Annotated in this window: 13 protein-coding genes, 3 pseudogenes and 1 other annotated feature; of the genes and pseudogenes, 12 read left to right on the top strand and 4 right to left on the bottom strand. The window is 56.0% G+C overall.

The genetic code is table 11. From position 1 onward, the window contains the following. Positions 1 to 418: PHP domain-containing protein (locus GM30_RS22335; RefSeq protein WP_155484036.1), on the bottom strand; the 418-nt coding region annotated here is incomplete at its 3' end. Positions 419 to 577: 159 nt separating this feature from the next. Continuing rightward, positions 578 to 672 (top strand) — a sequence feature (Trp leader region). A 35-nt stretch (positions 673 to 707) separates the two neighbouring features. Between GM30_RS22335 and GM30_RS22330 the strand changes: the two are divergent. The 5 genes and pseudogenes from GM30_RS22330 to trpA all read left to right on the top strand — a co-directional run bounded on the left by GM30_RS22330 (position 708) and on the right by trpA (position 6950). Beyond that, a pseudogene (locus tag GM30_RS22330) lies at positions 708 to 2226 on the top strand (anthranilate synthase component 1). After that, positions 2226 to 3576: pseudogene (gene trpD / locus GM30_RS22325) on the top strand (anthranilate phosphoribosyltransferase). The pseudogenes GM30_RS22330 and trpD overlap by 1 nt, the downstream one beginning before the upstream one ends. 3 nt (positions 3577 to 3579) lie before the next feature. Continuing rightward, positions 3580 to 4938: a bifunctional indole-3-glycerol-phosphate synthase TrpC/phosphoribosylanthranilate isomerase TrpF gene (gene trpCF / locus GM30_RS22320; protein ID WP_049850385.1), complete on the top strand. Its 1359-nt coding sequence runs from the start codon at positions 3580 to 3582 to the stop codon at positions 4936 to 4938. 9 nt (positions 4939 to 4947) lie between these two features. Then, the gene (gene trpB / locus GM30_RS22315) at positions 4948 to 6141 is read left to right on the top strand and encodes a tryptophan synthase subunit beta (RefSeq protein ID WP_049850383.1); all 1194 of its coding nucleotides are present in this window, start codon (positions 4948 to 4950) and stop codon (positions 6139 to 6141) included. After that, complete coding sequence (gene trpA / locus GM30_RS22310; protein WP_049850382.1) at positions 6141 to 6950, top strand: tryptophan synthase subunit alpha; 810 nt, start codon at positions 6141 to 6143, stop codon at positions 6948 to 6950. Before trpB ends, trpA begins: the two co-directional genes overlap by 1 nt. Positions 6951 to 7128: 178 nt before the next feature. Here trpA and GM30_RS26475 read toward each other — a convergent pair whose 3' ends face one another. Both GM30_RS26475 and ompW read right to left on the bottom strand, forming a co-directional pair. After that, complete coding sequence (locus tag GM30_RS26475) at positions 7129 to 7308, bottom strand: hypothetical protein (RefSeq protein ID WP_155484035.1); 180 nt, start codon at positions 7306 to 7308, stop codon at positions 7129 to 7131. Between the two features lie 405 nt (positions 7309 to 7713). Beyond that, entirely contained in the window at positions 7714 to 8352 is a 639-nt protein-coding gene (gene ompW / locus GM30_RS22300; protein ID WP_049850384.1) for an outer membrane protein OmpW, read from the bottom strand. A 277-nt stretch (positions 8353 to 8629) separates the two neighbouring features. Here ompW and GM30_RS22295 point away from each other — a divergent pair, with 277 nt between their 5' ends. The 4 genes from GM30_RS22295 to yciA are packed head-to-tail and all read left to right on the top strand — an operon-like array spanning position 8630 to position 10790. Beyond that, on the top strand, positions 8630 to 9034 hold the full coding sequence (locus tag GM30_RS22295; RefSeq protein WP_049850380.1) for a YkgJ family cysteine cluster protein: 405 nt from the start codon (positions 8630 to 8632) through the stop codon (positions 9032 to 9034). Between the two features lie 25 nt (positions 9035 to 9059). Further along, a complete protein-coding gene (locus GM30_RS22290; protein WP_049850379.1) occupies positions 9060 to 9803 on the top strand; it encodes a YciC family protein in 744 nt (247 codons plus the stop codon). Positions 9804 to 9855: 52 nt separating this feature from the next. After that, complete coding sequence (locus GM30_RS22285; RefSeq protein ID WP_049850378.1) at positions 9856 to 10392, top strand: septation protein A; 537 nt, start codon at positions 9856 to 9858, stop codon at positions 10390 to 10392. Then, complete coding sequence (gene yciA, locus GM30_RS22280) at positions 10392 to 10790, top strand: acyl-CoA thioester hydrolase YciA (protein WP_049850377.1); 399 nt, start codon at positions 10392 to 10394, stop codon at positions 10788 to 10790. The genes GM30_RS22285 and yciA overlap by 1 nt, the downstream gene beginning before the upstream one ends. 35 nt (positions 10791 to 10825) lie before the next feature. Here yciA and GM30_RS22275 read toward each other — a convergent pair whose 3' ends face one another. Further along, positions 10826 to 11362, bottom strand: a complete 537-nt coding sequence (locus tag GM30_RS22275) for a YniB family protein (protein WP_049850376.1) — start codon at positions 11360 to 11362, stop codon at positions 10826 to 10828. Positions 11363 to 11529: 167 nt separating this feature from the next. Here GM30_RS22275 and hxpB point away from each other — a divergent pair, with 167 nt between their 5' ends. The 3 genes and pseudogenes from hxpB (at position 11530) to GM30_RS22260 (ending at position 14295) form a co-directional block, all read left to right on the top strand. Beyond that, entirely contained in the window at positions 11530 to 12198 is a 669-nt protein-coding gene (gene hxpB / locus GM30_RS22270; RefSeq protein WP_049850375.1) for a hexitol phosphatase HxpB, read from the top strand. Between the two features lie 137 nt (positions 12199 to 12335). Then, a complete protein-coding gene (locus GM30_RS22265; RefSeq protein WP_049850374.1) occupies positions 12336 to 12872 on the top strand; it encodes a metal-dependent hydrolase in 537 nt (178 codons plus the stop codon). A gap of 131 nt (positions 12873 to 13003) precedes the next feature. Beyond that, positions 13004 to 14295: pseudogene (locus GM30_RS22260) on the top strand (L-cystine transporter). The last annotated feature ends 3 nt before the right edge of the window (positions 14296 to 14298 follow it).

Here is a 14298-nt window from a genome sequence, read left to right as displayed (position 1 = left end):
CGCCGCCATCCGCCAGCGCCAGCGCGCCTTCCCAGGCGCCGGGCACGTGCGCCCTTTCCAGCCGCTCGGCGATCAGTTTTGCACGTTGCTGACGACGCTCTTTTTGTTCCGCCAGAAAGCCGGTCAGTTGCGGATGTTCCATGTCGATATTCAGACCGACGATGTGAATTTCGTGATTTTCCCAGACGGTGGAGATCTCCACGCCGGTAATCAGATTCAGCGGCAAACCGGCACGCTCGATTTCCGCACGCGCAGCCGGAATGGCTGACACGCTGTCATGGTCGGTAATCGCCAGAGTACCGACACGCATTTCATGGGCGCGATGAACCAGCTCCTGTGGCGTCAAACGCCCGTCAGACGCGGTAGTGTGGCTATGCAGGTCGTAAATTATGGCGTAATTGTCGTTATGGTCACTCAAAGTGGCACCCGTTACATCGGTGGGGGTCAGCGCAACATCATAGCCGCTCCCCCGATTTTTCTGAAATCGGGGGTTGACTTTATTTTCATGAACTAGTTAACTAGTACGCAAGCTCATAAGAAAACGGTATCTCACATGAAAACGCAATTTCGCATGATTAACGGCTGGTGGCGCACGTCCTGTTAACGGGCACGTGTCGTACGTCTGCAATCTGCACACAGATACCTGGCCCGCGTAGACGCGGGCTTTTTTTTGAACACAATTTTTATCCAGACAGGCGAGAACAAAGATGCAAACACCAAAACCTGCGCTCGAACTTCTGACCAGCAACGCCCTTTACCGGGACAATCCGACTGCGCTGTTTCATCAGCTGTGCGGCGCGCGTCCGGCCACGCTGCTGCTCGAATCCGCAGATATCGACAGTAAAAATGATTTGAAAAGCCTGCTGCTGGTCGACAGCGCCCTGCGCATTACCGCGCTCGGCAACACCGTGACGCTACAGGCGCTCTCTGATAACGGCGCAGCGCTGCTTGCTTTACTGGANCCGCGTGCTGCGGTTTCCGGCGGTGAGCGCGCTGCTGGACGAAGACGCCCGCCTGCGCTCGCTGTCGGTGTTTGACGCCTTCCGTCTGCTGCAGGATCTGGTGACCGTCCCGGAACACGAGCGTGAAGCGATGTTCTTCGGCGGCCTGTTTGCCTATGACCTGGTCGCCGGGTTTGAAGATTTGCCGCACCTCGAGGCCGACAACGCCTGTCCGGACTACTGTTTTTATCTCGCGGAAACGCTGTTGGTCATCGACCATCAGGCCAAAAGCACCCGCATTCAGGCGAGCCTGTTCACGCCGTTGACCAGCGAAAAAGATCGTTTAACGCAACGTATCGCTGAAATTGAGCAGCAGTTGGGCGAACCGGTGTCGCCGCTGCCGGTGCAGATGATGGCGCACCTGCAATGTGAATGCGATCAGAGCGACGATCAGTACGGCGCCATCGTGCGCAAAATGCAGCGTGAAATCCGTGCCGGGGAAATTTTCCAGGTGGTGCCGTCCCGCCGTTTTCAGTTGCCCTGCCCGTCGCCGCTGGCGGCCTATGACGTGCTGAAAAAAAGCAACCCGAGTCCGTACATGTTCTTCATGCAGGACAATGATTTTACGCTGTTTGGTGCCTCACCGGAAAGTTCGCTGAAGTATGACGCCAGTTCACGCCAGATTGAAATCTATCCGATTGCCGGTACCCGTCCGCGCGGTCGCCGTGCCGACGGCACGCTGGACCGGGATCTCGACAGCCGCATCGAACTGGAAATGCGCACGGACCATAAAGAACTCTCTGAACATCTGATGCTGGTTGACCTCGCCCGTAACGATCTGGCGCGCATCTGTACGCCGGGCAGCCGTTACGTCGCTGACTTAACCAAAGTCGATCGCTACTCCTTCGTGATGCATCTGGTGTCCCGCGTGGTGGGCGAACTGCGCAGTGACCTTGATGTGCTGCATGCCTATCGCGCCTGCATGAACATGGGCACGCTGAGCGGTGCACCGAAAGTGCGCGCGATGCAGCTGATTGCGGCGGCTGAAGGCAAGCGCCGCGGCAGCTACGGTGGCGCGGTGGGTTACTTCACCGCTCACGGCGATCTGGACACCTGCATTGTCATCCGCTCTGCGTATGTCGAAAACGGCATGGCAACCGTTCAGGCAGGCGCAGGGGTGGTGCTGGACTCCGTCCCGCAGGCGGAAGCGGATGAAACACGTAATAAAGCACGCGCGGTGGTGCGCGCAATCGCGCAGGCACACCGCGCACAGGAGACGTTCTGATGGCTGATATTCTGCTGCTCGATAATATCGACTCGTTTACTTACAACCTGGCGGATCAGCTGCGTTCGAAGGGACACAATGTGGTGATTTACCGTAACCATGTTCCGGCACAAACGTTAATTGACCGTCTGGCAACCATGAAAAACCCGGTGCTGATGCTGTCGCCGGGGCCGGGCGTGCCGTCTGAAGCAGGCTGCATGCCGGAGTTGCTGACCCGCCTGCGCGGCAAGCTGCCGATTATCGGTATCTGCCTCGGTCATCAGGCGATTGTGGAAGCTTATGGCGGTTACGTTGGCCAGGCCGGGGAAATTCTGCACGGCAAAGCGTCGAGCATTGAGCACGACGCTCAGGCGATGTTTGCCGGACTGCCCAACCCGCTGCCGGTGGCCCGTTACCATTCGCTGGTCGGCAGCGATATTCCGGCCGGGCTGACCATCAACGCCCATTTTGCCGGCATGGTGATGGCGGTGCGTCACGACGCCGACCGCGTCTGCGGCTTCCAGTTCCACCCGGAATCGATTCTGACGACCCAGGGCGCGCGCCTGCTGGAACAGACGCTGGACTGGGCGCAGCAAAAGCTGGAGCCGGTCAATACGCTGCAGCCGATTCTGGAAAAACATTCCCCCCGCCAGCGCCTTTGTGGCGGCGGCCTGCGGCCTGAAAGTGGCGAAACACGGCAACCGCAGTGTTTCCAGTAAATCTGGTTCGTCCGATCTGCTGGCCGCGTTCGGCATTAATCTGGATATGAATGCGGAGAAATCCCGCGAAGCGCTGGATGAGCTGGGCGTCTGCTTCCTGTTTGCGCCGAAATATCACACCGGCTTCCGTCACGCGATGCCGGTACGTCAGCAGTTGAGAACCCGCACTCTGTTTAATGTGCTCGGGCCGCTCATCAACCCGGCGCATCCGCCGCTGGCGCTGATTGGCGTCTACAGCGCCGAACTGGTGCTGCCGATTGCCGAAACCCTGCGCGTGCTCGGTTATCAGCGCGCTGCCGTGGTGCACAGCGGCGGTATGGACGAAGTCTCCTTGCACGCGCCGACTATCGTTGCTGAACTGAATGAGGGCGAGATCAGCAGCTATCAGCTGACCGCCGAAGACTTCGGCCTGACGCCGTATCATCAGGAACAGCTGGCGGGCGGCACGCCGGAAGAAAACCGTGACATTCTCACCCGCCTGCTACAAGGTAAAGGCGACGCTGCCCACGAGGCCGCCGTGGCCGCCAACGTCGCGATGCTGCTGCGTTTGCACGGCCACAACGATCTCAAAGCCAACGCGCAACGGGTGATCGATGTTCTGCGCAGCGGCGCAGCCTATGACAGAGTGACCGCACTCGCGGCAAGAGGGTAAATGATGCAGACCGTATTAGCGAAAATTGTTGCCGACAAAGCGATTTGGGTAGACGCCCGTAAACAACAGCAACCGCTGGCGACGTTTCAGAACGATATTATCCCCAGCACGCGCAGCTTCTACGACGCGCTGCAGGGGGCACGCACTGCCTTCATTCTGGAATGTAAAAAGGCATCGCCTTCAAAAGGGGTGATCCGCGACGATTTCGACCCGGCGCGTATCGCCAGTGTTTACCGGCACCACGCCTCGGCGATTTCGGTGCTGACCGATGAAAAATACTTTCAGGGCAGCTTTGATTTCCTGCCGATCGTCAGCAACATGGCGCCGCAGCCGATCCTGTGTAAGGACTTTATTATCGATCCTTACCAGATTTACCTGGCGCGCTATTACCAGGCCGATGCCTGCCTGCTGATGCTCTCGGTGCTGGATGACGAACAGTATCGCCAGCTCGCCGCCGTCGCGCACAGCCTGAACATGGGCGTGCTGACCGAAGCAAGCAATGAAGAGGAGCTGGAGCGCGCCCTGGCGCTCGGCGCGAAAGTGGTCGGCATTAACAACCGTGACCTGCGCGACCTCTCGGTTGATCTCAACCGCACCCGCCAGCTGGCGCCGCGTTTAGGCCACGGGGTGACGGTGATCAGCGAATCCGGCATCAATACCTACGCGCAGGTGCGCGAGCTGAGCCATTTTGCCAACGGTTTTCTGATTGGCTCGGCGCTGATGTCCCATGACGATCTCAGCGCTGCGGTACGCCGCGTGCTGCTGGGCGAAAACAAAGTCTGCGGGCTGACCCGCGCGCAGGATGCCCAGGCGGCATACGAAGCGGGCGCCATTTACGGCGGGCTGATTTTCGTCGCCTCGTCGCCACGCGCGGTAAATGAAGCCCAGGCGCGGGATGTGATGAATGCCGCCCCGCTGAGCTACGTTGGCGTATTCCGTGACGCCGCGATTGATGAGGTGGTCGCAAAGGTTAGCGCACTGAAACTGGCCGCCGTTCAACTGCACGGCAACGAAAATCAGGCTTACATTAATGCGCTGCGCGCGTCGCTGCCGGACCAGGTGCAAATCTGGAAAGCGCTCAGCGTCGCCGACACCCTGCCCGCCCGCGATCTGAACCATGTCGATAAATACCTCTTCGACAACGGCCAGGGCGGCACAGGCCAGCGTTTTGACTGGTCATTGCTCAGCGGTGCCGACCTCAGCAATGTGCTGCTGGCGGGTGGTCTGAGCCCAGATAACTGTGTGGAAGCCGCCAGAAGCGGCGCCGCCGGACTCGATTTCAATTCAGGTGTAGAGTCGCAACCGGGAATAAAAGATGCCAGCAAACTGGCTTCGGTCTTCCAGACGCTGCGCGCATATTAAGGAGCAACAATGAGTACGTTACTGAACCCCTACTTTGGCGAATTTGGCGGCATGTACGTGCCACAGATCCTGATGCCTGCCCTGCGCCAGCTTGAAGAAGCGTTTGTCAGCGCGCAGAAAGATCCGGCATTTCAGGCTGAATTTACCGATCTGCTGAAAAACTATGCCGGTCGCCCAACCGCGCTGACCAAATGCCGCAACCTGACGGCGGGCACCAACACCACGCTGTATCTCAAGCGTGAAGATTTGCTCCACGGCGGCGCGCACAAAACCAACCAGGTGCTGGGACAGGCGCTGCTGGCGAAACGAATGGGAAAAACCGAGATCATCGCCGAAACCGGCGCCGGGCAGCACGGCGTGGCGTCAGCGCTGGCCAGCGCCCTGCTCGGCCTGAAGTGCCGCATTTATATGGGTGCCAAGGACGTTGAGCGCCAGTCGCCTAACGTTTTCCGTATGCGTCTGATGGGTGCAGAAGTGATCCCGGTACACAGCGGGTCTGCAACACTGAAAGATGCCTGTAACGAGGCGCTGCGCGACTGGTCCGGCAGTTACGAAACCGCGCACTATATGCTCGGTACCGCGGCTGGCCCGCACCCGTTCCCGACCATCGTGCGTGAATTCCAGCGCATGATTGGCGAAGAAACCAAAGTGCAGGTGAAAGAGAAAGAAGGCCGTCTGCCGGATGCGGTGATCGCCTGCGTGGGTGGCGGTTCAAACGCCATCGGTATGTTCGCTGATTTTATTAACGAACCGTCTGTCGGGCTGATTGGCGTGGAGCCTGCCGGTCACGGTATCGAAACCGGCGAGCATGGCGCACCGCTGAAGCATGGCCGCGTGGGCATCTATTTCGGCATGAAATCGCCGATGATGCAGACCGACGAAGGCCAGATTGAAGAATCGTATTCCATTTCCGCCGGGCTCGATTTCCCGTCCGTCGGGCCGCAACACGCGTACCTTAATAGCATCGGTCGTGCGGAGTACGTCTCCATCACCGATAACGAGGCGCTGGAGGCGTTCAAAGCCCTGAGCCGCCATGAAGGGATCATTCCGGCGCTCGAGTCTTCACACGCGCTGGCGCACGCGCTGAAAATGATGCGCGACAATCCGGAAAAAGAGCAATTGCTGGTGGTCAACCTGTCCGGCCGCGGTGATAAAGACATCTTTACCGTACACGATATTCTGAAAGCGCGAGGGGAAATCTGATGGAACGCTATGAGACTTTGTTTGCACAACTGAAGGCCCGCAAGGAAGGCGCGTTTGTTCCCTTCGTGACGCTTGGCGATCCAGGCCCGGAGCAGTCGCTGAAAATTATTGATACGCTGATTGAAGCCGGGGCCGACGCGCTGGAGCTGGGTATTCCGTTCTCCGATCCGCTGGCTGACGGCCCGACCATTCAGAGCGCTACCCTGCGCGCATTTGCCGCTGGTGTCACACCGACGCAGTGCTTTGAGCTGCTGGCGGCGATTCGCCAGAAATATCCGACGATCCCGATTGGCCTGCTGATGTATGCCAACCTGGTGTTTAACCGTGGTATTGATGCCTTTTATGCCGAGTGCGCCCGCGTGGGCGTCGATTCCGTGCTGGTGGCAGACGTACCGGTGGAAGAGTCTGCTGAGTTCCGCCAGGCGGCGATGCGCCATAACATTGCGCCGATTTTCATCTGCCCGCCGAACGCCGACGATAATTTACTGCGTCAGATAGCCTCTTACGGTCGCGGCTATACCTATCTGCTGTCGCGTGCGGGGGTGACCGGTGCCGAGAACCGGGCGGCGCTTCCGCTGCACCATCTGGTAGAGAAACTGACCGAGTACCATGCGGCACCGCCGTTGCAGGGGTTCGGGATTTCGTCGCCGGATCAGGTCAGCGCGGCCATTGGCGCCGGTGCGGCGGGCGCGATTTCCGGTTCGGCAATCGTAAAAATCATTGAGAAAAACGTCGACAATCACCCGGCGATGCTGGATGAACTGAAAACGTTTGTCAGCAGTATGAAGGCCGCCACCGCGCAGGCGTGATGGCAGAGGGTCGGGCGTGTGAGCACCCGCAATAAAGTTGGGGTTGATATCTTAGATGAGAAATATTATCTTTCTCATTACTGAATAGTTGAGCGAATCACTCAGGTATTCAGTACGACATTGCTCACATTGCTTCCAGTATGACTTGCCCGCACATCGTGCGGGCTTTTTTTTGGTCTCAGTAGCTTTCGAGGTCGATGTAATCTTTTTCGTAATAACTGAGGCTCGCCAGTTCATCGTGTCGCGTGTTCAGGGCAACAATGAATTCGCCTCTGTCTTTGGCAGGGATATTTTTGCAAATCAGGTTATGCAGCAACTCAAGCTTTGCCAGACAATCGCAGGAAGCAATTCTGCTCAATAATTTCATTTCAACCATAGTGATTAATCAAACCCTTTTATTATGTTACTCCGGCTCATCGCCGCCTGGTGTTTCCTTCTGTCAGGAGAGGCTAACGTAGCGCAACACGCAGGGGATCAGTAGTGATTTGATTTTATATCCCGTGAATTTTTCCTGAGTCTGATTGCCGGAGAAAAACAGATAACGTATTGATTCGAAACCGCCTCACCCATTTAAGATAAAATAAGAAAAAGGGGGTTGCGGTCGGGGTGACATCGCGTCACTGATTGAGGTTAACCGGGTGTTGTGTCATTAACATGAACGCAATGACGCAGGCAGCAAAAAGTAACAGAATTGTTCGTGATACATACAAACAACAACTGGCCACAAAGGGCCAGTTGTTCAGATGTTTTTTGCAGGCGTGGATTAGAAACGATAACCCGCAGAGAACATAAATACCCACGGATCCAGACGCGTGCTGACGGTCTGATTCACGCCACCGGCTTTAAATTTCACGTCGGTATCGATATCCATGTACCAGACAGACATGTTCAACAGCCAGTCGCGGTTGATGAGGTAATCAAGCCCCACCTGCCCCGCAGCGCCCCAGGAATCATCGAGGCTCAGATCGCTCAGCCCGGCATCCTTACCCGTGTCGTTGAATTTTTCATCAAAGAACATGGTGTAGTTGATACCCGCGCCAACGTACGGACGCCATTGGCTTTTGGCATCGCCAAAATACCACTGCGCCATTAAGGTTGGCGGCAAATGATGCACCGTTGCGATATTGCCGGTCGGGCCGGTGCCCACTTTATGACGGAACGGCGTTGCAGCCAGCAGCTCAATACCGATGTTTTCCGTTGCCATATACGTAAAGGTTAAACCTAGCTGGGTATTGTTGTTAACGTTGAACCCGCCAAGCGCGCCGAGAACGTTATCCGAACCTTCGGTTGGTCGTACCGTTGCACTACCTGCGCGAATAAAGAATTCCCCTTCCTCATGCGCCCATGCCCCGCCAGTTGAAAGCGTGCCTAAAACCAATGCCGCCACAGCTAATTTCTTCATATCCATACCCTCATTATGGTTTTACCTGCGCGGCAAATATACCCATAATTGGGTAAACACGATCCAACACAGATCACATTAAATGCTTAAATTTAACATTCATTGATCCAGATTAATTTTTTGAAACACTCTTTGAGAGTTGAGATCCTATCTATATCAATTTTAAGATTTTATTGCTTACGCCGATTTTATTTTTTGGTTGACCGCTTGCGGCGACAATCGCCGCGGCATACTTTAGCCAGGACAATCTTTCATATGCGTTTTTTTCAGGTGAGTTATGAGCGAGTTGAATCCGTGCATGACATGCGGTGCCTGTTGTGCGTATTTTCGTGTCTCTTTTTACTGGGCTGAAGCCGACGATGCGGGTGGATGCGTTCCTGCGTCGCAGACCGAGCCCCTTACCCCTTTTCTGCGCTGCATGCGCGGCACCAACAACCGGCAGAGCCGTTGTACCGCGCTGGTGGGCGACATTGGCGATGGCGTTAGCTGTTCGATTTATGAAAACCGGCCATCGCCCTGCCGTGAATTTGCCATGTCCGGTGAGAATGGTGTCGAGAACGACGCCTGTAACCGTGCCCGCGCACATTACGGCTTACCGCCTCTTTACAAAGATATGCCTTTCCATACAGGTCTTGATGCTGCCACGCTGGCCTCTTCTGAGTTACAATCACCGCCTAATTAACACCTGCAATACTCAAGGAGAGTGCATGTCTATCACGGCGAAGTCCGTTTACCGTGACACGGGTAATTTTTTTCGTAATCAGTTCGTTACGATTTTGCTGATTGCATTGTTGTGTGCATTAATCACGGTAGTGCTTGGCCATGCGTTTTCACCCAGCGACGAGCAGCTGGCGGTTCTGCGCGAAGGCGACAACCTTGAGGGCAGCGTCGGCCTGTTCGAGCTGGTGCAAAACATGACGCCAGAGCAGCAGCAAATCCTGCTGCGCGCGTCGGCGGCCTCGACCTTTTCCGGGCTGGTGGGCAATGCGATCCTGGCGGGCGGCGTTATGCTTCTCATCCAGCTTATCACCGCCGGGCATCGCGTCAGCGCCCTTCGCGCCATCGGTGCCAGCGCACCGGTGCTACCGAAACTGTTTCTGCTGATTTTAATCACCACCTTTCTTGTCCAGATGGGCGTGATGCTGGTGGTCGTGCCGGGCGTGCTGATGGCTATCGTACTGGCTTTCGCGCCAGTGATGATGGTGCAGGACAAACAGGGTATCTTCTCGTCGATGCGCAACAGTCTGCGTCTGGCGTGGGGGAATATGCGCCTGGTGGCCCCGGCGGTGATCGCCTGGCTGCTGGCCAAAACGCTGCTGCTGCTTTTTGCCGCAGATTTTGCCGTGCTGACGCCGTACGTCGGCGCCGTGGTGGTGAATACGTTAAGCAACCTGATTTCCGCCGTGTTGCTTGTCTATTTGTTCCGCCTGTATATGCTGATCCGCAACTAAACTTATGGCTGGTCCGGGTTGCCGGGCCATGTCTGAATCACGGAACCAATGAATGAAGCAGTTTCTGGATTTTTTACCGTTAGTCGTATTTTTTGCGTTCTATAAAATCTACGACATCTATGCTGCCACCACAGCGCTGATCATCGCCACTGCCGTGGTGCTGATCTACAGCTGGGTGCGCTTTCGTAAAATCGAAAAAATGGCACTGGTCACATTTGTGCTGGTCGCCGTGTTTGGCGGTCTGACGCTGTTCTTCCATAACGACGAATTTATTAAATGGAAAGTGACGGTGATTTACGCCCTGTTCGCGGGCGCACTGCTCATCAGTCAGTGGGTGATGAAAAAACCGCTGATCCAGCGCATGCTGGGCAAAGAAATCAACCTGCCGGAAACCGTCTGGTCACGGCTGAACATCGCCTGGGCGGTGTTCTTTATTCTTTGTGGGCTGGCGAATATCTACATCGCCTTCTGGCTGCCGCAAAATATCTGGGTGAACTTCAAAGTCTTCGGTCTGACGGCGCTGACGCTGGTGTTTACGCTGTTAAGCGGTGTCTATATCTACCGCCACATGCCGCAGGATGAACAATAATGAGTGAAATCGTTAACGCCCCGCAGGGCGAACTGGTTCTGCGCACCCTGGCGATGCCGTCGGATACCAACGCCAATGGTGATATTTTCGGCGGCTGGTTGATGTCGCAGATGGACATCGGCGGCGCGATCATGGCGAAAGAGATTGCACATGGCCGCGTGGTGACCGTCAGAGTCGACGGCATGACCTTTTTGCGTCCGGTCGCGGTGGGTGATGTGGTGTGCTGTTATGCCCGTTGCGTTAAACGCGGCAATACGTCAATCAACATCAACATTGAAGTGTGGGTGAAGAAGGTCTCGTCCGAACCGATTGGTCAGCGCTATAAAGCCACGGAAGCGTTATTCATCTATGTTGCGGTCGACAACGACGGAAAACCTCGCCCGCTGCCAACCCTGTAAGCCTTCTCCGGCCGCGCTCTGCGGCCGGTTTCTCTTCAGATAAAGCCCAGCAACGAAAAGAAGAAATAGCCGACGACAATACAAATCACCGGCATGATGTACAGGGGGAAGATCTGCAGAAATAGCGTGTGATGTGGCACTACAATGCGGGATTCGATCTGCTCGCGCGATAATCCTTCCGGCCCTTTTGCTTTTTCGAGAATCAGCTGATCTTCAACCCCTTCGCGCAGAAATTTCGCCTGCCGGCTCATACGCGCACCGGACGCCTGCAACGCCAGCCCGACAAACACCAGCGCAAAAATCACCCAGAACAGAATATTCAGGCTGTTCTTAAAATCCGGCACTGGAGAGTTGTACCAGAACACGTTAAGAAACGGGGTGTTAACACGGATCATATCAATCATGACATGGGCGAAATCCAGCATCACGGCGTCAATACCGGTCTGTTTTTCGCTGTGATCGTACATAAATTTTAAAACGGAAATGAGCGTGGAAACCACTGCCGGGATGAAAATCACCCATCCCGCGATGCGTTTGAGTACAGCGATACGTCCAGCTTGTTGATACGTCATGAGTTCCCCTTGTAAAAAATCCTGCTCCAGTCTGGCAAATCGAATCGCCCTCATGTTACAGCTGTTAAGTCTACCTGTAGCTGCAATTTTTCGCCCGATCTTTCCGGGGAAATACGTTACCATGAGGGCAATTTAATCTTCCCGATGACTCTACAGGAGAAGTGGTTATGCCGACCCCGCGTCAAATTCTTGCCGCTATTTTCGATATGGATGGACTGCTGATTGATTCTGAACCCTTATGGGATCGTGCTGAGCTGGAGGTGATGGCAAGTCTGGGTGTGGATATCACGCGTCGCGGCGAGTTGCCGGACACGCTGGGTCTGCGCATCGATATGGTTGTCGATTTATGGTATGCCCATCAGCCGTGGGTAGGCCCTGACCGTGCGGAAGTCACCGACCGCATCATCAACCGCGCCATTTCGCTGGTAGAAGAAGAACGCCCGCTGCTACCAGGCGTGCGTGAAGCCGTAGCGCTGTGTAAAGCGCAGGGGCTGAAAGTGGGTCTTGCGTCCGCGTCGCCGCTGCATATGCTGGAAAAAGTGCTCACCATGTTTGACCTGCGCGACCAGTTTGACGCGCTGGCCTCGGCGGAAGCGCTGCCCTACAGCAAGCCGCACCCACAGGTTTACATCGACTGCGCGGCAAAGCTGGGGGTGGATCCGTTGTACTGCGTGGCGCTGGAAGATTCTGTGAACGGCATGATTGCCAGCAAAGCAGCGCGGATGCGCTCCATTGTCGTGCCGGATAGCGAGCATTTTCAGGACCCTCGCTATGTTCTCGCTGACGTCAAACTGAGCAGCCTGGAGCAGCTGACACCACAGCATCTGGGCGGTTAAACGCCTGCCGGGCAGTGCCTTGCTGCCCGCCTCTCCTTTCTCACGTGGATTGTGACAAAGAGTTACAACGTCACCACTTCCGGATACTGTATAAAAACCCTATACTGGATGAATCGACAGTTTCACCGGGTTTGACCATGACGGCGGAAGGCCACCTGCTATTTTCCATTGCCAGTGCGGTATTTGCCAAAAATGCCGAACTGACGCCTGTGCTGGCGCAGGGTGACTGGTGGCATATCATTCCGTCGGCGGTGCTGACCTGTCTGTTACCGGACATCGACCACCCCAGGTCCTTTCTCGGCCAGCGCCTGCGCTGGATCTCAAAACCCGTCGCCCGTGCCTTTGGCCACCGCGGCTTTACCCACAGTCTGCTGGCAGTGTTTGCCGCGTTAACCCTGTTCTATCTGAAAGTGCCTGAAAGCTGGATTGTGCCTGCGGATGCGCTGCAGGGCATGGTGCTCGGTTACCTGAGCCATATCGTCCCCCCCCTGCCGATACTGGTGCCGCAAAAAGGCAATCAGCTTGAACGCGTGCTCTGTATGGCGCTCTTCGCCTGGGCGGTCTGGATGCCACAGTCGTTGCCGGAGAATAGCGCGGTGCGCTGGTCATCCGGGGTGATTAACTCCCTGCAAATCACCTTTGAGCGATTTATAAACCACCAGAGCGGACAATAAATAGTCAAAAATTTCACTTTTGACATATTCCATTCCATTTGGATATAAGCGCCATATGTCACTTCTGTTACTCTTGCGTTAACTAAGTTGGCAATCCTAAGCCAACCAGAAATGTTACTCAGGAGAACGGGATGAACTTTCCATTAGTCGCGAACATTATCGTGTTCGTGGTTTTGCTGTTTGCGCTGGCGCAAACCCGCCACAAACAGTGGAGTCTGGCAAAAAAAGTCTTGGTCGGTCTGGTGATCGGCGTGGTCTTTGGTCTGGCGCTGCAGCTGATCTACGGTGCCGACAGTGCGGTACTGAAAGACTCTATCCAGTGGTTTAACATCGTCGGCAACGGCTATGTGCAACTGCTGCAAATGATTGTGATGCCACTGGTCTTCGCCTCCATTCTGAGCGCGGTGGCCCGTCTGCATAACGCCTCTCAACTGGGCAAAATCAGTTTTCTGACCATCGGTACGCTGCTGTTTACCACGCTTATCGCCGCGCTGGTCGGTGTGCTGGTGACCAACCTGTTCGGTCTGACCGCTGAAGGTCTGGTGCAGGGCAGCGCGGAAACCGCGCGTCTGAACGCGATTCAGAGCAACTACGTCGGCAAACTGGCCGATCTGACCGTGCCGCAGCTGCTGCTCTCTTTCGTACCGAAAAACCCGTTTGCCGATCTGACCGGTGCCAGCCCGACCTCGATCATCAGTCTGGTGATTTTCGCGGCTTTCCTCGGCGTCGCGGCACTGAAACTGCTGAAAGATGACGAAGCCAAAGGCAAACGCGTCCTGACTGCCATCGACACGCTGCAGAGCTGGGTGATGAAGCTGGTGCGTCTGGTGATGCAACTGACCCCGTACGGCGTACTGGCGCTGATGACCAAGGTCGTCGCAGGCTCTAACCTGCAGGACATCATCAAGCTGGGCAGCTTTGTGGTCGCGTCTTATCTGGGCCTTGGCATCATGTTCGTGATCCATGGCATTCTGCTGGGCGTGAACGGCGTCAGCCCGCTCAAATATTTCCGTAAAGTGTGGCCGGTGCTGACCTTTGCCTTCACCAGCCGCTCCAGCGCCGCGTCTATTCCGCTGAACGTGGAAGCGCAGACCCGTCGTCTGGGCGTGCCGGAATCCATCGCCAGCTTCTCTGCCTCTTTTGGCGCGACCATTGGTCAGAACGGCTGTGCGGGTCTCTACCCGGCCATGCTGGCAGTAATGGTAGCGCCGACGGTGGGTATTAACCCGCTGGATCCGCTGTGGATTGCGACGCTGGTCGGCATTGTCACCGTCAGCTCCGCCGGGGTTGCCGGTGTCNGGGCCGTACCGCGCTGAACGTCAGCGGTTCGATGACCGCAGGCACGCTGACCAGTCAGTGGCTGCGTCAGACGGATAAAGCGATCCTCGACAGTGAAGATGATGCCGAACTGGCTCATCGCTAAAAA

Source organism: Trabulsiella odontotermitis, assembly GCF_001188485.1.
GTDB classification, from domain to species: domain Bacteria; phylum Pseudomonadota; class Gammaproteobacteria; order Enterobacterales; family Enterobacteriaceae; genus Trabulsiella; species Trabulsiella odontotermitis_A.
The sequence above is the reverse complement of the archived record's forward strand: the minus strand, read 5'-3'. Positions and strand labels throughout refer to the sequence as shown.